Source organism: Phocaeicola dorei, from assembly GCF_013009555.1.
In the GTDB taxonomy this organism is placed as follows: Bacteria; Bacteroidota; Bacteroidia; order Bacteroidales; family Bacteroidaceae; genus Phocaeicola; species Phocaeicola dorei.
Window position 1 is genome coordinate 2,267,485 of the sequence record NZ_CP046176.1, and the last position, 19,445, is coordinate 2,286,929.

The following is a 19,445-nucleotide window of genomic DNA, read 5'->3' on the forward strand; positions in this document are numbered from 1 at the left end:
GTGTCCTGTTATACATTATCATTATCTACGTATCGGATGACCTTTGCCGGATTTCCGGCAGCCACCGCATTGTCCGGTATATCGCGCGTAACGACCGAACCCGCGCCGATGACTGCGTTACGCCCGATAGTCACGCCCATCAGCACGACCGAGTTCCCACCTATCCAGACGTTGTCGCCTATGGTTATCGGCTTGGCGATGCCCAGCCGCCGTTCCCTGCCTGCCGCTTCCATCGGATGCGCCACGGCATACAGACCCACATTCGGACCGAGCCACACGTTGTTGCCGATGCGGACGGGCGCCATGTCGAGGATGGTCACGTTGTAGTTGGTCAGGAAACCGTCGCCCACCTGGATGTTCACGCCCAGGTCGCACAGGAAACCGGGCTTGACACTGAGGTTCTGTCCGGCAGAACTGAAGAGTCGGCGCAGCAGCTTGTCCCTTTCCTCTCCGGCTGTCACCGGCAGGGAATTGAACTGCTGGCAAAGAACGATGGCACGGGTCTGTATCTCCGCGATTTCCGCATCGTCCATGCGGTAATATTCCCCACTACGGAGTTTCTCTATCTCTTTCATCATTCTTGTGTTTTTGATTGCACGGCTTCATTCCATGTCACAGTCTCCGGTTGCGGAAGCTCCACCTGCTCACGTTGCAGGAGTTCCACCGCTTTCCGGGCGATGCAGAGGCAGCATCCCGTACACCGGGTGAACTGGAACTGCCCCACGATGTCGCCGCATTTCACCGTTCCGTAAGTATCCTTGAAGTGCTTGAACAACTCACCGGCCAGGGCGATGCCCTTGTCGTTGTCGTCCGGCGTGTACATGCCGAGTGCCATGACACCAGCCGTGAGTGCGCCGCAGGTACCGTCCTCATACGTTTTCCCGATGCCTCCCCGGAATCCGGCGGAGAGGGCTTTCAGTTGTTTGTCCGTCAGTTCGCTGCCCAGTGCACGGCACAGGCCGAGGAACGTGGCCTGCGAGCAGGAGTAGCCTTCCTCGCGCAGCTTCGTGATGATTTCATTTGCCTTTCTTGTCAGTTCGCTTTCCATATTCGTTACGGTTGTTTTCTCCGCTGTCCCGTCCTTGGTTTCGGAACCATGGGCAGTCATCGGATAAAGAGCCGCCGCAAGCAGTCCGGCGGCAGGGATTATTAACTTCTTTTTCATTCTCTTTTTGTATTATATTGCAAATTTACAGGCATTTGAGCTTGCAATGGTTTTTCCAAACGTCTTTTCCGGCTTTTCTAAAACGTCATTTTCTCTGCTGTTGTCCTACCCATCCGTTATAGGCACTGAACAACGGAACCCCGTCGATGTAGGAAAGTTGCAGCACGTCCGCGTTTGCCTCTTTCAGGAACTCGTAAGCGCGTGGAGACTGCACACCTGCCCCGCAGTTGAGTATGACCGGACGGTCGGCGGGGATTTCCTTGTAACGTGCCGGCAGCTTGGAGCGCGGTATATGCACGTTACCGACAAACTGGGTGTAACCCTCGTACCATTCCGGTTCGCGGACATCGATGATATACAGGTTAGGAGTGCTTTTCATATACTCCAATGCTTCCGATGGGGTAAGTCCGCCCAGAAACTTCTCGCCCGCTACGACGCTGTTGTCTCTATCTTGTTCCTGTTTCCATTCATTGTATTCGCCGAACAACGGAGTCCCGTCGATATAGGAGATTTCCGGAATGTCCGGACGCAGTTTTTTGAGCGTGCGGTAAGCACCGGGAACGACCATTCCCAAACGGCAATGCAGTATGACAGGACGCCCTGCCGGAATATCGAGATAGAGTTTTTCCGCTTCATCCGGGGAGATATTCTCGATGGGGATGTTGATGGCACCCTCGAAATGTTCTTTCGCGTACCACGAACGGGTAGCCACGTCAACGATTACCAGGTTTTCCGTCTTTTTCATGTACTCCAGTGCCTTTTCCGGACTCATGGCACCCAGATCGTTTACGGAAACGTTGTTGTCATTATCCGGCATTTCCGAAGCGTTTTCTTCGGAACAACCGGCCGTCACCCCGCCGATAGACAGGGAACACAGCAGATACACGGCAGAAACGATCCGCCTTGCATTTTGTAAAAAATTCCTTTCTTCTTTCATGTTGATACTATTTGATGTTGAACTATTATTATTTTGTAAGCGATTTCAGAGTCGGGACTTTTTCTCGGTATAAAAGTTCGACGACCTTTTTTCCGACGCAAAGGCAGCAGTCCGTGCATTCGACAAAACCGTTTCTATAAACAATGTTGCCGCAAATGACCGTTCCGTACCGTTTCTTGAAATGGTTGAACAGCTCTTTCGACAATGCGACAGCCTTCGCGTTGTCCTTCGGCAGAAACATCCCCAAAGCCATGATACCCGCAGCGAATGCCCCGCATGAACCCTCGTTATAGGAACATCCCATACCGCCACGAAAACCGGCGGACAATGCCATCAGTTCTTCGTCCGTCTGATTACAGCCGACGGTCCGGCATATTCCGATGAAAGTAGCCTGCGAACAAGAAAACCGTTCCTGACGCAAACCGTTGATTTTTACTTGTACCTTTGAGATACAGCCGATTATATCTTTGGAGACATCCATACACTCGCAATATTCTTGTTTGTTATAACAATCGGTCTTTTACATCTATGGGACGGAGGACACGGCAAGGGTTACCGGCTGCAATCACTCCATTTGGAATGTCCTTTGTGACGACACTTCCGGCACCGATGACAGAATCGTTACCAATGTTGATGCCCGGCATTATCACTACATTTCCACCCAGCCATACCCGGCTGCCTATATGAATAGGCTTATCTACGCATAACCCTTTCTCACGCTCGTCCGCATCAATTGCATGATTAACCGTATAGAGGCTGCAATTGGGGCCTACCAGGGTATGGTGTCCGACATGGATAGTCGTGTTGTCCATAAACGTACAATTGAAATTGACGATTACACTATCTTCAAGTATGATATTCGATCCATACTGGCAACGGAAGGCGGGGATAATCAGCACGTCTTTCCCTTGTTTTCCAAGAAGCTGTGCAAGAATACTCTGACGGATTTCCTGTTGCCCTTCGCTGGTCTGATTATACTGCATCGTCAAATCTCCCGCTCGCCGGAACCTTTCCATCATTTTCTCATTAAAGATGTAAGGTGCTGAAATAAAACAGTCATGTGACATATCGTATATTGTGTTTTAGAGTTATCCGATAAATTTTAGTAACCGTTCTTCCGTTGCCGATGGGAGAATCTGACGTAAGTGACAGAGAATACGTGCCTTGGATTCTTCCGGTGTACGGTCAGGCAAGGCAATCCCGTCACCGAACAAGGCTTCGGGGGTGGTGTAGCGAGCAATGCCCCATCCGTATGGTTGCCCGTGCCTGTCAAGCTGATACTCGAAATCCGCTACGACAATGAGCGTAGCCATCTGTAACCGGGTCAAAACCGTTTCAAAACTTTCTTCCGGTATGCTGCCTTTCGTTTTTGTGAACAGTCGCTCCATAGGATTCGTACAAATAGTCTTCGGTTTACGGAATCCACATAAGGACTTTATCTCTTTTGACAGCAACGATTCGTGCCCGACTACCGTGTCATAGACCGTTTTCTCCCTGTTCCTGCCGTTCTTGTCAAGAGGAGTGCAATCGAAACTGAACTTCGAGCGGCGGTAATTCGCAAAGTCGGGAAACCATTCCATACTGACAAACCCGGCTTTACCGCAGAAAAATTTTCCGTAAGTGCAAGTCCAATTCCGGATAACAGGTCCTTTCCACTCCCACGGGCCATCCACACCGTCCTCGAACCAAAGTCCGGGAGGCGTACATTCCTCTATGGAGAATCCGGATATGGAGTTTCTGAAGAAAGGCAGGAATCCACATCGCACGACCAGCTGTTCCAGTTCGTCTGCATTATGTATGGTAGATTGTATCATTTTCTTCTCGATTTTCATCATGCTTGACACCATAAAAAAACATCACCGAATCTTGTTACGATCCGATGATGCAAAATTAGCGGGAATGCCAATGCGGCTGTTTTTCCCAAACGTCACTTATACTTTGTTGAAAAGTCTTTTTACGACAAGACAGTTGTCGGGATGGCTGATGGTGGGAAACCGTATTCTTTCTTGAAGGCGGTGGAGAAGTGCGACAGGTTCTTGAACCCTACTTCCAGATAGACGTCGGCAGGCTTGCGTCCCAACTTGTCCATCAAGTTCCTGGCCTCTTCCAAACGCCGCTTCACTATCCAGCGGCTCGGGGTGAGGTGGAAAACCTGTGCGAAATCCTTTTTGAACGTCGAGAGGCTACGCCCTGTATAATGCGCGAACTCTTCTACGGTCAGGTCGCATTTATAGTTCTTGTTCATGAACTCCTCCAGATTGATTTTCCACGGCTCTGTAAAATCGAACAGGACCTGCCCCAAATCCGGTTTGAGCTGTAACAGGGTGAAAACCGCCTCCTGCAATTTGGCTTCCATCAACTCTTTCGATGGATATTGGCGGGCATCGAAATACTGTTCCAACGAGGTGAAAAGCCCGTTCAGGAAAGGGTGCTTATCCAACATGACGTAAGTGGATCTTGCCGTGGCGGGATTACTTACCAACGGTACGGTTATCCGGTGTTCACCCAGCATCCGTTTCAGAAACGGCATTTTGAGTTGCAGGAACAGCCCCTTGAAAGGTTCCCCGTCTTTGGAAGGCTGTTTGACCTTCCGTACCAGATGATTACGCTTGACAAAAAAAGCGTCTCCCTTTTTCAGATGATATTTCTTTTCGGGAGCTATCAGTTCCAGTTCTCCGGAACAGAGATATACCAACATGTGCTCCGAAACCATCTCCTCGCACCATTTGTCCTTTTCCACCATGCAGCAGAAAAAGGTGTCCATGTAGTCGTAAACGATTATACCTGCGTCCATAAGGCAACTATTATAAATCTGTTATTCAAAAATTGTCAATCATCCTGTTACGCAAAGATAGCACTTTTTATCCTCAAAAACTTTCTTCAAAAGACGTTTTTACTTTTCTTAAACATCTAAATATTCTCATGAATTAGTCGAACCATTAAAATAATGGAGATGGAATATTTCATCTTTTAACGATTATCCCGTCCCGAACCGTTGTTCGGGAACAGAAACAGCCGGAACATATCGAATGCTCCGGCTGGATAAATAAGGGGCAGGAAGTATTTTTCTACATTTTCATTCCCTGATGGTGCGAAGTTTCCCGCTGCATATCCGGCCTCACGACGAGGACATGGCTGCGGATAAAATCGTCCGAATCGGTATCCGTACCGCGTCTGACTACCTCCTGCTGCACGCCGTCGGTCTGTTCCTGCCCGGCTTCGGGTGCGGGCGGTGCGAGCGTGAGCTGTATCTTTCTCTCCAACGCCGCGACCTCCGCTTTCAGTGCCTTCAACTCATCCTCCTTCTTCCATACGCCGCCGACCGTTTCCTGTAAAATCGGAATGTCCCGTTCGTAGGTTACGTTCTGCGCCTTGTACTGCTCCACGAGCTTGGGTATGCGTTCCTGCGCGTTCAGGAAGTTCATCGACGCCGCTTTGGTATCTCTTGACACTATCGTTCTTTCGCTCTAATCGCCCGACTTCGGAGGGGCGATTGCTCCCCGTCAAGGCAAGGCTTTTGAGAGTAACTCAAAAGGTATCGAGTAACTCGATACACACCTTGCTATGTTCCGATGAACATAAAGCACTCCGTGCGGTATGAATCGGAATTTCTCGTTTCCGTATGTTGAAATTCTACGGATTTACTTGTGTGCTTTCTTACGGAGTGAAATCTACAATACATTAAGGAAACAATTCCATAGAGAAGCGGTGTCGTACAGATTTACGGATTTACTGTCGTATCGTCGTATGGATTTAAGGGTGTCCGAATATAGGCCAATCTATATACAAAGATTTACGGGTAAAGTTATTCGCAGCAACTGAAAATAAAAACGGGCAACATACCTGCTATTGTCGGTAAGAACAGTTTCAGTATGCGACCAGCACGACGCCAAATTGTGCCAAACGGACGCCACAAGCTGCCACGAAAGCGAAAACGGAGGCAGCAAGCGCAGGTTTGGCTACATTTGCCCCGAACTCAAAACATGGTATATGGAAGTAGTAATTATCGAAAAGAAGACCTTTGAAGCGCTCCTTTCCGGTGTGGAGACGCTGACGGGGAAAGTCGGTGCGTTATGTCGCCGTTGCAATGACAAGCAAATGCAAAAGTGGCTCGACGGGGAGGAGGTATGCCGCCTGCTGCGCATAAGCCCCCGCACGCTGCAATCCCTGCGGGATAATCGCACAATCGGCTGTACGCAAATCAACCGGAAATTCTATTACAAGCCGCAAGAGATAGAGAGGCTCATGCCCATAGCCGGGCAGTTCAGGGATGGCTCCGGCTAATATTTATTTTTACCAACCACTAAATCCACAGAAAAGATGAATGACAGTAACGTAATCACGTCGGAGGATGGACGCATAGCGTCGGCGTTGCACGCTTTGAAGAGATGCGCGAAAGAGGTAGATACGCTCACGGATGGTTTTCATCCGCCGCTCGGAGGAGAACGGTATATGACCGACAAGGAGGTGATCGCCCTGCTGAAAGTCAGCCGCCGCACCTTGCAGGAGTATCGTACCGACCGCAAGATACCCTATATCGTGTTCGGCGGCAAAGTCCTCTATCGGGAATCCGACATCGAGAAGATGCTCGCGGAAAACTACTGCAAGGCAATTCTCTGAAAACGAAAACGGGCAGGTGTCGCAGCCTGCCCGTTTCCTTGTTTGTCCGGTTCAATTCGGAAGCCCGTCCTTATATCGAATGACAATCGGAGGTGTCGTGCGTCGGGGTGTAGTAGCTGTCCTTACCAACCACTTTCTGAAAACAGACGCAGGGTAGGTATTCAGCCGGAACGCAAGGGCTACGACGACCTCCATATTATACACGTCCGCGCTGTTGCCGCTGTCCAGACGAATACATTTGCAGACATCGTAGTCGTACAGGGCGTTTTCTTTGAAGATGGCTTTGATACCCGTATGTACCGCTCCGGCGGTCGTGCCGAACAATTCGACTATTTCCGCTTCCGTCATCCATATAGCGGCGATATCGGTCGGTATATCCAATCTGCCGTACTCGTCTATCGTGATTATTTCTCTTTTCATCGTATTCTGTTTTTTTAAGTTCATTAAATCGCTTGACAAATAAAGCTCTCCATCTGCTCGATGCGCTGCGCGAGTTTCTCCATATCGCGGCTCATTTTCTCCGCCGTAATCTTCGCATAGATTTGCGTCGTGCGGATGCTACGGTGGCCCAACATCTTCGAGAGCGTTTCGATAGGTACGTCGTTCGACAGGCAGACTGTCGTGGCATAGGTATGGCGGCTCATGTGCCACGTGACGTTTTTCTCGATGCCGCATCTCTTCGCTATGGCCTTAATGCTGTTTTTACAATTATTGTAGCATGGAACGGGCAGGAGTTTTCCGTCGGGCGCCATATCGCGGTACTTCTCGATGATATGCTTGGCGACGTCCAACAGTCGGATATTCGTTTCGACACCCGTTTTCTGACGCTTGGTATTCAACCACAAATGTCCGTCGAACGAAGTTTGCAGGTTCGTTTCGGTAAGGTTCGCCATATCCGTCCAACTCAATCCCGTAAAGATGCAGAAGATGAACAAATCACGAATCAATTCATAGCTTTTCTTCTTGAATGTACCATTGATTAGGAGTGTAATTTCGTCTTGGGTCAGAAAGCCCCGTTTGGTCTCCTCTTTGGTGATGCTGTACGCGAAAAACGGATCGCGTTGCAACAAGCCGTTATTGACGGCCATATAGATAATCTTCCGAAACGGCATCATATACGACCAGACCGTGTTGTTGCAGTGGTTCTTTTCCACTCGCAGGAACAACTCGAAGTCCGTGATGAATGCCGGAGTAAGCTCTTTGAGCGCAATGTCGCTGACCTTGTACCGCTTTTCGACGAACTCCGAGAGATGTTTGTACACGACGCAGTATTTCCAATAGCTGCGCAGGCTTTTGAGTTTGCCGACCTGCTTCTCGTAATCTTCGTTGTGCTGGCGGAATATGGCGAGCAGCGTCTCGTGGTTCATACCCAAACCTAAATAGGCATTGCGGACTTTCTCGGCGGTAACGTAGTTGTCGCGGTCGCTGATCTGCTGATAGGCACGATCGATACCCACACGAATCTTATCCAACATCCGGTTGGCCTCCTGCGCCACGATGCTGCGACCGGAAACACGGCCTGACTTTACGTTCCACGATTTCTCCTCCACGTCCAATTTGCAACTGAATTGAGCGATTTTGCCGTTTACGGTAATACGGCACATGACCGGAATAAGCCCGTTCTTTTTCGGGGCATTGCGTTTCAGATAAAACAAAACTTTGAATGTCGATCTCATTACTCTACAATTTTTTGGTTACAAAATTATTTCTTGCAGAGCTGTTCTTCGACACGCAAATCGCAGCATATCAACGCAATCGCACCCGAAATAGAACTTTTTTCGCCTCCCTCTGCCCGAATTTCGGAAATCCGGCTATATTTGCAAGCGAAACAAGGCGAATAGAGCTTGTATTTCAGTGCTTTGAAACCCTCTCAAAACCATCGTTGCCATTCGGAACAGAGTAACGGGATAGTAACGCAACTCCGATTTCAGTTGGCTTTCCGATGACTTCGGTTTGGCTGCGACAGCGCAATCCATTCCTCTCTAAAGCCCTTGTTTACAACCTTCTTGCTCCAATCCGCTCTAACTATCATTTTTTATCCTTATCTTTGCTCCAAAAAGGTGGAAGACTTTCACAAGTTCCCCACCCCAACCGTAGCAGGTACATGTAAAATATACCTGAAATGAAATGATTTATTATTTTCTGCTTATAGGTTATTACAGATTGTTTTTACATAAATATAGGCGCCATATATTTCACCAGAAAGTATCCGCCGGCTATCAGCCATATATAGAGAATCGAGGCAAGGACAAAGGGCTTTGCTCCGGCCTTCCGGAATTTGTCGATACTGGTTTCCGCACCCAAGGCAGTCATGGCCATTGTCAGCAGGAAAGTATCTACATTGTTGATAAAGGCAGTCAGGCTTTGCGGCAGCAAATCGAAAGAATTGAAACCGATGACAGCCAGAAAACCGATAGCAAACCAAGGAATGGAGACTTTTTTCATACTTCCATTTTGTTCTCCGGCTTTAATTGCCGGTTGGGATACCATGAAGCTGGTAATGAGCAGAACGGGAACCAGCATCATTACACGAATCATTTTTACGATAATGGCGACATCGGAAATTTCTTTGCCCATTGCGTTGCCGGCACCTACTGTGTGCGCTACCTCATGCAAGGTCGCTCCGGTGAATATACCCATTTCATTGGCAGAAAGTACGAATGTGCCATTATGATATAATATAGGATAAATGAACATGGATATAGTTCCAAAAATAACAACAGTGGAAACAGCCACGGCTGTTTTATAGGGTTTGGTTTGAATGGTCGATTCAGCGCCTAGTATAGCTGCCGCACCGCAAATACCACTGCCGATGGAAGTGAGCAGTGCGATGCCCCGGTCCATTTTCAACATTCGTCCTATCAGGATACCCCCTAGAATAGTTGTTGTTACTATAATTGTGTCAATAAAAATAGCGGGCAAGCCCACTGCAAGCACATCTTGAAAAGTTAATCTGAAACCGTAAAGAATGATTCCGATACGCAAGATTCGTTTAGAACAAAACTGGATACCGGGGACCCATGTCTCAGGCAAATTATTCCGGAGGCTGTTAGCATATAACATACCTAAAATAATACCGACAATCATGGGACTGAATGATAACTCTTTTACAAAGTTCATTTCGCCTATATAAAAGGCCGCACATGAGAACAGGGTGATCAAGAGTACCCCATGGAGCATACTGCTTCTTTTTTCGCTTATCATAATTTATTTTTTTATGGTGTTTAAAAGTGTCGTACAAAATAACAACTTTAGATTGGGATACACCGAATTAAAATTCTTATAGCCTATAACCTTTAATTATCAAAGAAGAAGAATGTTCACGGAAAAAGAATAATGCACAATTTTTTTTTGAGAGATTGTGCATTATAATATAGATATATACAGATCGTTGTTACTGGCTTTTATAGCTGTTTATCTGAGATTAATCGTGCAATGCGGGTCTTGTTCTGTGTTCCTTTGGTAAGCAGGTAAACGTGCTTATACGCATCACGGTTCAGTTCGGTAGGCGAACCGTTGATAAGGATAATGTTCCGGTCATTGGCAAATTTCAGGATGCCGCTGATGTTGTTGGGATGCAGTTTGCCTATTTCATCCATCATACAGTGCAATTTGAAATCTTTGAATTTGCGTGACGCCCCTTCCTTGAACACATTCAGCAACATGATGTTTATCATCGCTTTTACCAGAATGTCGGTTCCTTCCGACCCCACATTGGCTATCTTCTCGATAAATCCGGTATCATTGCCGTTCTCCACAATGCGGAAACGCAATTCGAAGGAATCATACAGGCGGATGCTGTCGTAGCGGTAGGCATGTATTTCCTTGATAAAGGTACGCAGCAAAGTGATCGCTTCTTCTTTTACCAATTGCTTCTTGGCAGAGGAAAACAGGTTGGTTTCCGGTGAGAGGTCATAGCCGTAATCATGGTAATATTTCTGTATCTCACGTAGAATATTCACTACGCGGTTGCTGCTCTCTTCCACTTTCATTTCAATGCGCTGGATAACTCCTACAAAGTTGCAGGTAGCGAAACCTTTATTGATTTCACGGATCACATCTTGAATATCATCTTCTGATGAAGTCAGCATGGAGGTATCCATACTGATACGTTTGAAGGTATCCCAATGTTCATTGTTAATGCGACGGATGTACTCGTCTATGCGGTTCTCTTCCACAAAGTCGTGCAGCTCGTCGGCAAAGCGTACATATTCCCAGTCCTCGTTGAACTTTACGCGGAACTTGAAAGTGTTGTCCTCATCAAAATGTCCGGTGAAAAGGTTCACTTCCTTGCGGAGCTTGCTTTGTACCTGTGTGAATTGGTTGGCTTGGCGGGTTAGTTCGTCAATCAGCTCCATACAAGTCTTGGTGGTTTGTATGGTCTGTGCGGTTTCAGAATGGAATATATCCTGATGCGGTTTGTACCAGTCGTATGCCGAAATCTTACTGTAGGCTTCCAAGTTCTTTTGCAATTCCCTTACATTTTCTTCCGCTTCTTCCAGTTCTTTGTTCAGAAGGTCTATTTTTTCTTGCAGGGAAGATGTTTCCGCTCTCAGCGTTTCCCGTTCCTGCTGGAGCAGACGTTTCTGTTCGTCGTGTTCCCGTTGCCATCCGGGGATACGGTCTATCAAGTCCCGTTTATCTTTCTGATATTCGATGACCAGTGTCGCATTTTCCTTAATGAAAGAAAGTTCTTTATCCAGTTGAGCCAGTTGGTTGGCAATATCTTGCAAACGTTCGGTATCCGCCCCCTGCGAGTGAAGCTCTTTTTGCATATCTGCTTCATATTCAGCTTTGATGGAGGAGATTCTTCGTTGTTCTTCTTTTTCTTCCTTTCCGATAATTTCCGCCTGTGTCTTTTTTTCGGTGGCAAGAGCCTGTTGTTGCTTGTTCCATTCCTGTTTCAGGCTATCCAGTTTCTCTGTTTTCTCCTTGTTCAGGTTTTTTAGTTTGTTGTTTATTCCTTCCAGTTCGGCAGCCCGTTTGCGCTTCTCGTTTTCCAATTGGTTTATTTTGGCGTTCCGTTCCTCATTGGCTTTCTTTTTCCATTCTTCCAAGTCGAGCATATCCTGCTGGTATTGGCGTTCCAATTGTTCCAGTTCATACTCTATTTGGCTGATGAGATTTTTTTGCTCCTTTATCTGCGGTTGGTATTTGCGTTTCAGCTGCTCCTGCACTTCTTCCTTTTCAGTTTGCAGGCGTTGCATGGCGGCAGTGATTTCTTCCAGACGCTTTTCACCGTTTTCTTTCTCGGCTATGTAGTCGTCTATAGACTTGATGGGACGATGGATGCTGTCTAAATTTATGGAAATGCCATAGAATGAGTTCCCCCCTTCAATGGTACTTTGCGGGAAAAGTCCCCGTTGCCATAAAATACTTTCATCACACAGTTTGCCGATGTTCTCTTCCCATCCTTTTTTGTTTTCTTTCAGCCAGCCTTGCAAGGTGTCTTTGCTGTTGTTCAGAAAAGCTTGTAATTCGTCTATACGAGGACGCAGTTGCAGCATTTCCTGTTGCAGTTTCTGCAAGGTCAAGTCTTTTTCTTTCAACTGTTTCTGCTGTTCCTCTTCCCAAGTCATGGTCAGTTCCTTGATGGTGAGCTGCGCTTGGGCGATACGGTTTTTTCGTTCCGTGTGAAAGTTGGCATAGTTCTGGATGCGCGCTTTCAATTCCTGCTGCTCTTCCTCAAAGAAAATTTCCTTTCTGCATAGTTTTATCTGATAATCCATGGCATTCAGTTCACTCAGTTTCTCGGCTTTCAGCGGATGGAGCTGTTGTGACAGGGTTTCAAATTCCTGATAAAGGGAATCGGTGAAGCGCTGGTATTCCTTGCGAGCCTCTTCCAGACGCTCGTTGTACGTATTGTTTAACGTGTCCAGTTGCTTGATTTTTGCTTCATGAATCTTGTTCCATTGCTCGTCCAGAGTCTGAATCAGTGATTTATACTTGGTGGAGATTTCCATATATTGTGAGGTGAGGATGCGTTGTTCTTCCAGCAATCCCACCTGCCGGTTCTTCCATTCTTCTTTCTTGGAAGAACGTTCTATAATCTCTTCTATGTTCTTTTTCTGATAGTCCTTTTCTTTGCCTAATGCCTTTTGCAATTCGTTGTTCAGCACTGCCAGGGCTTCCTGTAACTTGTCGCTGCGCTTGCGCGATTCATCTTGAAGCTCCTGTTTCCGGCGCATCAGTTTTCCCTTGCCGGCATCTGCGCGGTCTTGTTTCTCTTTCCATTGGGGAAGGATACTTTCGGCTTTGCGGAAAGCGGTGACCAGTTCGCGGCAGTTCTGCACCAGTCCGCCTTGCAGTTGGGAGGTTTGTTGGGATAATAGCGTGATTTCCCTAGCTTGTTTCCGGGTTTCCCGTTTCTGAAATTCTTCGATGTCCTTCAGACGAGTCTCAAAGTTTTTCAGATGCTCCTTGTAACTGTTCAGGTCGATGGCCGTTTCATCTTCGTTCAGAGAAGAAATGATTGTTCTCTTGATAAATTCAGCATCCAGTTTCGAATTCAGCAACACGTTCTGTATAGTGCGCGGAATATTCTGGTATTGCTTGCTCTCCATCAGCGAGTACCGGCTGAACTCAGGACTTGTACTGTTTCCATACAGAATGTTCCGATACTCGTCGTAGGTATAGATGATGCGTGAATATTCTATGCCATATTGGTCCAGCACGGCACGCACGCGGTCGCTCTCGCTATAGGCCACCCGGTTCTCGTCTATAAAGAATTCTTTGCGGTAAGGAGAGTGGATGAAGCGGTAACATACACGGTTCATCGATTTGAAATTCAGAATACAGAACGCACCGTTCTCTGTTGCCACTTCGTAGACAATGTACGAGTTGGAGTAGGGGAAATAGTAATCCGTGTAATTCTGTTTTTCCACCGAAATGCCCAGCCGTTGCGTGTCGGCATTATAAAAGAAAAGGATAGCACGCAGAATGGTACTTTTCCCTACTCCCTGCGTGCCGATGAAGTGAACGTTTCCGTCCAGATAAATATCGTCCGAATAAGGGATATTCGCACTATTGATAAAGATTATTCTACTCAGGTTTCTCATCTTCGGTTTCGTCGTAAATGTTGATACTTTCAATCAGTCTTTCCAGATAATGCCAGGCACTCATCACCTTATACGTATTCGTTTTCTCGTTTTCTTGTTCCAGAAACGAGTCTTTGGTGAGCTGGCGTATCATGTTTTCCAGTACTTCCTTGCGGATGTCCTTGTCCGAGAAGTGTTTCCGCATACCGTCCAGTTTGTTCTGGAGCAGCATGTTAATGTTGGTTTCCACCAATATCTGTTCGGGCTGGAAGCGGAATCCGGGACCGAAAGTTTCATCGTAAGTTTTGAAAAAGTCGAGCACATCTATCCAGTAATAGGCACGCATGATTTTTTGTTCCAGTGTGGCTTTAGGTTCTATACGCGAGAAGAAGAAATATTCGTTTCCACGTTCCAGCGTATAGTTTATCTGTGAAAAATACTGATAGAGGGGCTCGTAATTCTCATCTATTTCATTATACATATCGCGTACTTCTTCACTGGTGCTGTTGGAACTGATGAACAGTCCTTTCTGCAGGTATTCAAAGATGGACGCGGTATTATCGGGTATTTGTATATTTAAATCCATAATTCTCAGAGTGGATATATTTTAGCGTATTCATATTGATTGTGGAGTCCGAACTCGTTCCGGATTTCCAGTTGGTTTTCGTAAAGTGAGACAATCTGACAGAAGAACGTGGTGCGTTCCTTTTCGTCCACTTCGCGATGGAAGTGATACTGCAACAGAAAAGAGAAAAGGTCGTTGACCGGTTCTCCTTTCCAACGGGCTTCTGCTCCCGACTGCACAAAGGCGGTCACTACTTCGTCCAGATTAATCACTTCTTCATACATGGCCTGTGCTCTCAAGTCTTCTTCACTGAAAGCCCCGGCTTCATTTTTCCGCACAATTTCACGGTACTTCTGATTGCTGATAACTTTCAGAATGATGGGACGTGCTTCGTCACTGGCCAGATAGGCAGGCGACAGTTTGAACGATGCTTGCGGACTGCCTTCCAGCAGGAGGGAACGCTCCCGTTCCATGATTTCGGACAGGTTGCTTCGGGCACGCAGCTCGAACTGGTCTTGCAGATATTTTACTTTTCGTATCTTTTCTACCAGTATCACCTGGTTCTTTATCTGGTTCAGATAATTGATGATATCCTGTTGGGCACGAATCAGACTGTGGGCTGATAGTTGCAGTTCCTGTCGCAGTTCGAGCAAAATGCGAGTCAGCTCCTCATCAGTGGCCTGGCGGAAGAAATCTCGTTCTTCGTGCAGAATCAGATGTTCGGTAGAGTCTATCAACCGCTGGATGTTGATTCGCTTTTTGTCCAGATTTTGCAGTTTGGCTATTTTTATCTGGTACGTAGGTTCGTGTTTGAAAGCATTATCAATATTGTGTTGAAGATTGATAATGTTCCGTATCGTTACACGTGCCAGTTTCTGAAAGGTAATCTTGATATTGCGTACATAACTTTCCTTGCGCGACTGGATCTTTTCCTTCAGGTAGTAGTCCATCAGTTCGTGCAGATACTCTATGTTTTCCTCTACGGTAGCAGTGTTGATTTCCTCGTTTGCTTCCAGCAGCAGTTCGAAGAAATCAAGGAATCGGGTATCCAGTTCCACAAAGTTTCCGTTTTGGTGTATGATTTCCTTTTCGATGAGTATTTTTAAACGGTTTTCGTCTTCTTTCAATAGGGTGAGTGCATCCGAGTATCGAAAACTGTGTACTTTTCTCTTCTCAAACATCTCTACCAACAGCCCTTTAGCTACAAAAATCGTATTTATAATTTCGTGAATTGACCGGAATATATACATTGTTTTTTTCAAAAAAGTCCGGCGAAGTTACTCCAAAAGGTTGGAAAAACCTAGCGTTTTATGCTAAAAAGCATATAAATAGTGAAGTAAAAGGTGGAAAATGCTGAGGCGTAAATTAGTAAGAAGGAGGTCGTTGTATGGAGTTTCTGTCGCTTGTATGATGCTATATTTTTCAGATGCGGTTGACACGAATAACGTAGTTAGAATAAAGATATCCGTGCCATCGCATCTGGAAAATAGAATACTTTAGGAACTTTACGGTAAAGACTGATAAACCGGGTGCCTATGTTTTAGAACTGTTTAGTTGTGTGGGTTATTTGCAGGCTAGTTCGAATATCTCTTTACTATATTCTTTGTTCAGCTTCACATAATTGCCTACCCATTCTCCCTTGTTTTCATGTAGTTTTTTTACCAGCAGTTCAATGTCAGGATGTTCTATACCTAGTTCTTTGAAATTGACCGGTAAGCCTATGTATCTGAAAAAATGTTTCAATCGTGATACACCGGCAAGTGCCATCTCTTCCAAATCCTCATTTTCGGGAACTCCGAAAACGCGGTTTGCAAACTGGGCAATCTTCTTCGGATTATGTTCTGCCATGAATGTCATCCATGCAGGTACGATAACTGCCAGTCCTGCCCCATGCGTCACATTATATACAGCACTGATTTCATGTTCCAGAAAATGTGACGCCCAGTCTTCCTCACAACCTACTCCGCAAGTACCGTTATGAGCAATTGTTCCACACCACATGATATTGGCGCGTGCTTCGTAATCGTTCGGGTCCTGCTTCACTTTATATGCTTCTTTGATGATAGTCATCAAAGTCCCTTCACACAGCCGGTCACTGATTTCTACATCGGGAGTGTTGGTAAAATAACGTTCCATAATGTGTACCATCATATCGGCAATGCCACAAGCTGTCTGATAAGGGGGAAGGGTATAGGTCAATTCCGGATTCATCACAGCAAAAACGGGCCGTAGTAATTCCGGTACACGCAAACTTAGTTTCTGCAGACCTTCCAGTTTGGTAATCACCGTATTGCCCGAACCTTCGCTACCGGCAGCGGGAATAGTAAGTACCACACCCACTTTTAAGGCCTTCTTCACTTTGGCTTTTCCTATATAGAAATCCCAAAAATCACCTTCGTAGGGCACTCCTGCCGCAATGGCTTTTGCGGTGTCAATAACGGAACCTCCCCCCACGGGAAGCATAAAGTCCACGCCTTCTTTGCGGGCCAGTTCGATGCCTTCGTACACTTTCGGGTCAGTAGGATTAGGCTGTATACCTCCTAGTTTTACATATTCCACTCCGGCCTGTTGCAATGACTCTTCTATGCGTTGCAGTAATCCGCTACGAATAATAGAGCCTCCGCCGTAAACAATCATCACCTTTCGGGCGTTATACTTTTTAGCAAGAGTTCCGGTTTGTCCTTCTGTATCCTTACCAAACACAAACTTGGTAGGGCTATAAAATACAAAATTGTTCATTTGCTTATTCCTTATATTATTTTGTTATATGAAACCAAAGCAAAGTTAAGGAAATATATTACCTTTGCCGCCTAAATTTAGTAAAAAGATGAAAACGGACATTGAAATAGCACGCAGCATTGAGCTGGTCAAAATTAAACAGGTGGCTCGGGAAACCGGTATTCCTGTAGAGCACATCAGTAACTACGGGCGCTATATTGCCAAGGTAGATGAAAGTCAGATAGATGAAGAAAAGGTGCAGCAGAGTAACCTTATTCTAGTTACTGCTATCACTCCTACCAAAGCCGGTATTGGTAAGACCACTGTTTCTATCGGATTGGCTTTGGGACTGAATAAAATAGGAAAGAAAACAATTGTTGCCTTGCGCGAACCGTCATTGGGTCCCTGTTTCGGAATGAAAGGGGGAGCTGCCGGAGGAGGATACGCCCAGGTTTTGCCAATGGATAAGATTAATCTTCATTTTACAGGTGATTTTCATGCCATCACTTCTGCTCACAATATGATTTCGGCCTTGTTGGACAATTACCTTTATCAGAATCGTGATAATGGTTTCGGATTGAAGGAAGTGTTGTGGCGTCGTGTGCTTGATGTGAATGACCGTTCATTGCGTTATATTGTCACAGGGCTGGGGCCGAAGACCAACGGAATCACTCAGGAATCAGGTTTTGACATAACTCCGGCCTCCGAAATTATGGCTATTTTGTGTTTGGCTAAGGATGAAAAGGACTTGCGTCGCCGAATTGAGAATATATTGTTGGGCTTTACATACGATAATAAGCCTTTTACAGTAAAAGATTTGGGAGTTGCCGGAGCCATCACGGTTCTTTTGAAGGATGCTCTTTCTCCTAATCTGGTACAGACTACGGAGCATACCGCCGCTTTTGTGCACGGTGGTCCGTTTGCCAATATTGCTCATGGTTGTAACTCTATTCTGGCAACCAAGATGGCAATGACTTTCAGTGATTATACCATTACCGAAGCCGGATTCGGGGCTGACTTGGGAGCGGAGAAGTTTTATGATATCAAGTGCCGTAAGGCGGGTATTACACCTAAATTGACCGTACTGGTGGTTACTGCCCGTGCGTTGAAAATGCATGGCGGCGTATCACAGGATAAGATAAAGGAACCCAATCTGGAAGCTTTGAAACAAGGTATAGCCAATATGGACAAACATCTGCGTAATCTGAAATATTTCGGTCAGACGGTTGTGGTTGCGTTCAACCGTTATGGAGATGATTCGGAGGAAGAAGTGGATTATATCCGTACCCATTGCGAGAAGAAAGGAGTGGGATTTGCCGTAAACAATGCCTTTACTGATGGTGGCGAAGGGGCAGTAGAATTGGCGGAACTGGTTGTGAAAACCATTGAGGAACAACCTTCCGAGCCTTTGCAATATGCCTATGATGATGAGGATAGTGTAGAAACTAAAATATCGAAGGTGGCTTGTAACTTGTATGGGGCCAGTATCATTACCTATAGTGCCGCCGCCCGTAAGAAACTGAAACATATTGTAGAATTGGGATATGGAGATTTCCCTATCTGTATTGCCAAGACGCAGTATTCATTCTCTACCGACCCCAAAATTTACGGTGCGGTAGATAACTTTGAATTCCATGTACAAGATATTGTGATGAATGCCGGAGCTGAGATGCTGGTAGTCATTGCCGGAGAAATAATGCGTATGCCGGGATTGCCGAAGGAACCGCAAGCATTGCATATTGATATCGTGAATGGTGAAATAGAGGGGTTGTCGTAACCCCTCTTTTTTTACTGAACTTATACTGTGTTACATTGACGAGATTAAACACCAAGTGTAAATGGAAAGTCCGATGCCTATTACCAATCCTACAGATGACCATCTGATAAACAACTTGTCTTTATATTTGCAGCCATAGCATAAGCCTGTAATGGCGCACATGGAAATTCCGATTGGAAATACAAAGAATCCTATTGAGATAACCCCCATGAGTATAATAATACCCATGATGGTTAGAACTTTGTTTCTTGCTGTCATGGCTTTTATTGTTTGGTGTTGAATGTATATGGATTATATATGGCAGTAAAAGTACAAAATTATTGTTTAGAATCAGACTTTTATCCGTTTTTTATATATTTGCATTATCTAAAAAGTGGATAGATGGCAGATGTCTTGACTCCCGAACAACGCCGTAAATGCATGTCTCGGATTCGTAGTAGGAATACAAAACCTTCTGTCAGAAATGAGAACCTGAATAGGTTATTGTTTACGCTGAACCATTTGTTCTTGGAATATTTCGCAGTACGTCATGCAGTTTCGTATGGAGAGAGCGGTAGAGAATTAAATTTGGTTGCGGCCGAAGATAAAACGGAATATGAGAAAGATAAGCCTTTATAAAAATTGAA

Annotated in this window: 19 protein-coding genes and 1 pseudogene; 4 read left to right on the plus strand and 16 right to left on the minus strand. The window is 45.9% G+C overall.

Annotation, left to right across the window (positions count from 1 at the left end):
* Window positions 1–8 precede the first annotated feature (8 nt).
* The 8 genes and pseudogenes from GKD17_RS09325 to GKD17_RS09360 form a co-directional block, all read right to left on the minus strand.
* Window positions 9–578: a sugar O-acetyltransferase gene (locus GKD17_RS09325; RefSeq protein WP_007838599.1), complete on the minus strand. Its 570-nt coding sequence runs from the start codon at window positions 576–578 to the stop codon at window positions 9–11.
* Window positions 575–1,165 carry a C-GCAxxG-C-C family protein gene (locus tag GKD17_RS09330; protein ID WP_007838600.1) on the minus strand — a complete coding sequence of 197 codons (591 nt, stop codon included), beginning with the start codon at window positions 1,163–1,165 and terminating at the stop codon, window positions 575–577. The genes GKD17_RS09325 and GKD17_RS09330 overlap by 4 nt, the downstream gene beginning before the upstream one ends.
* A gap of 85 nt (window positions 1,166–1,250) precedes the next feature.
* Window positions 1,251–2,102, minus strand: coding sequence for a rhodanese-like domain-containing protein (locus GKD17_RS09335; RefSeq protein ID WP_007838601.1), 852 nt, complete (start codon window positions 2,100–2,102; stop codon window positions 1,251–1,253).
* A gap of 28 nt (window positions 2,103–2,130) precedes the next feature.
* Window positions 2,131–2,583, minus strand: coding sequence for a C-GCAxxG-C-C family protein (locus tag GKD17_RS09340; RefSeq protein ID WP_007838602.1), 453 nt, complete (start codon window positions 2,581–2,583; stop codon window positions 2,131–2,133).
* A gap of 22 nt (window positions 2,584–2,605) precedes the next feature.
* Window positions 2,606–3,169 (minus strand): sugar O-acetyltransferase, encoded by a 564-nt coding sequence (locus tag GKD17_RS09345; RefSeq protein WP_007838607.1) that lies wholly within the window; start codon window positions 3,167–3,169, stop codon window positions 2,606–2,608.
* A 21-nt stretch (window positions 3,170–3,190) separates the two neighbouring features.
* On the minus strand, window positions 3,191–3,937 hold the full coding sequence (locus tag GKD17_RS09350) for an AlkZ-related protein (protein ID WP_007838609.1): 747 nt from the start codon (window positions 3,935–3,937) through the stop codon (window positions 3,191–3,193).
* 119 nt (window positions 3,938–4,056) lie between these two features.
* Window positions 4,057–4,896, minus strand: coding sequence for a helix-turn-helix domain-containing protein (locus GKD17_RS09355; protein WP_007838610.1), 840 nt, complete (start codon window positions 4,894–4,896; stop codon window positions 4,057–4,059).
* Window positions 4,897–5,170: 274 nt separating this feature from the next.
* Window positions 5,171–5,545 (minus strand): annotated as a pseudogene (locus GKD17_RS09360) (hypothetical protein); the annotation flags it as partial.
* A gap of 547 nt (window positions 5,546–6,092) precedes the next feature.
* On the opposite strand from GKD17_RS09360, the gene GKD17_RS09365 reads away from it, so the two are divergent.
* Both GKD17_RS09365 and GKD17_RS09370 read left to right on the plus strand, forming a co-directional pair.
* A complete protein-coding gene (locus tag GKD17_RS09365; protein WP_007838612.1) occupies window positions 6,093–6,386 on the plus strand; it encodes a helix-turn-helix domain-containing protein in 294 nt (97 codons plus the stop codon).
* Between the two features lie 36 nt (window positions 6,387–6,422).
* Window positions 6,423–6,722, plus strand: coding sequence for a helix-turn-helix domain-containing protein (locus GKD17_RS09370; protein ID WP_007838613.1), 300 nt, complete (start codon window positions 6,423–6,425; stop codon window positions 6,720–6,722).
* Window positions 6,723–6,773: 51 nt separating this feature from the next.
* On the opposite strand, the gene GKD17_RS09375 is transcribed toward GKD17_RS09370, so the two are convergent.
* From GKD17_RS09375 to GKD17_RS09405, 7 genes are all read right to left on the minus strand, one after another.
* Window positions 6,774–7,142, minus strand: a complete 369-nt coding sequence (locus GKD17_RS09375) for a hypothetical protein (RefSeq protein ID WP_032936753.1) — start codon at window positions 7,140–7,142, stop codon at window positions 6,774–6,776.
* Window positions 7,143–7,165: 23 nt separating this feature from the next.
* Window positions 7,166–8,398 (minus strand): site-specific integrase, encoded by a 1,233-nt coding sequence (locus tag GKD17_RS09380; RefSeq protein ID WP_007838615.1) that lies wholly within the window; start codon window positions 8,396–8,398, stop codon window positions 7,166–7,168.
* A gap of 493 nt (window positions 8,399–8,891) precedes the next feature.
* Complete coding sequence (locus GKD17_RS09385) at window positions 8,892–9,926, minus strand: YeiH family protein (protein WP_007838616.1); 1,035 nt, start codon at window positions 9,924–9,926, stop codon at window positions 8,892–8,894.
* A gap of 200 nt (window positions 9,927–10,126) precedes the next feature.
* Window positions 10,127–13,780 (minus strand): ATP-binding protein, encoded by a 3,654-nt coding sequence (locus GKD17_RS09390; RefSeq protein ID WP_007838617.1) that lies wholly within the window; start codon window positions 13,778–13,780, stop codon window positions 10,127–10,129.
* Complete coding sequence (locus GKD17_RS09395) at window positions 13,764–14,345, minus strand: condensin complex protein MksE (RefSeq protein WP_007838618.1); 582 nt, start codon at window positions 14,343–14,345, stop codon at window positions 13,764–13,766. The genes GKD17_RS09390 and GKD17_RS09395 overlap by 17 nt, the downstream gene beginning before the upstream one ends.
* A gap of 5 nt (window positions 14,346–14,350) precedes the next feature.
* A complete protein-coding gene (locus GKD17_RS09400) occupies window positions 14,351–15,574 on the minus strand; it encodes a hypothetical protein (protein ID WP_007838619.1) in 1,224 nt (407 codons plus the stop codon).
* A 313-nt stretch (window positions 15,575–15,887) separates the two neighbouring features.
* The gene (locus tag GKD17_RS09405; RefSeq protein ID WP_007838621.1) at window positions 15,888–17,063 is read right to left on the minus strand and encodes an iron-containing alcohol dehydrogenase; all 1,176 of its coding nucleotides are present in this window, start codon (window positions 17,061–17,063) and stop codon (window positions 15,888–15,890) included.
* 88 nt (window positions 17,064–17,151) lie between these two features.
* Between GKD17_RS09405 and GKD17_RS09410 the strand changes: the two genes are divergently transcribed.
* Window positions 17,152–18,819 (plus strand): formate--tetrahydrofolate ligase, encoded by a 1,668-nt coding sequence (locus tag GKD17_RS09410; protein WP_007838623.1) that lies wholly within the window; start codon window positions 17,152–17,154, stop codon window positions 18,817–18,819.
* 30 nt (window positions 18,820–18,849) lie between these two features.
* Here the strand turns inward: GKD17_RS09410 and GKD17_RS09415 are convergent, their stop codons facing one another.
* The gene (locus GKD17_RS09415; protein ID WP_007850037.1) at window positions 18,850–19,077 is read right to left on the minus strand and encodes a hypothetical protein; all 228 of its coding nucleotides are present in this window, start codon (window positions 19,075–19,077) and stop codon (window positions 18,850–18,852) included.
* Window positions 19,078–19,200: 123 nt separating this feature from the next.
* Here GKD17_RS09415 and GKD17_RS09420 point away from each other — a divergent pair, with 123 nt between their 5' ends.
* Complete coding sequence (locus GKD17_RS09420) at window positions 19,201–19,437, plus strand: PDDEXK family nuclease (protein WP_007838626.1); 237 nt, start codon at window positions 19,201–19,203, stop codon at window positions 19,435–19,437.
* The last annotated feature ends 8 nt before the right edge of the window (window positions 19,438–19,445 follow it).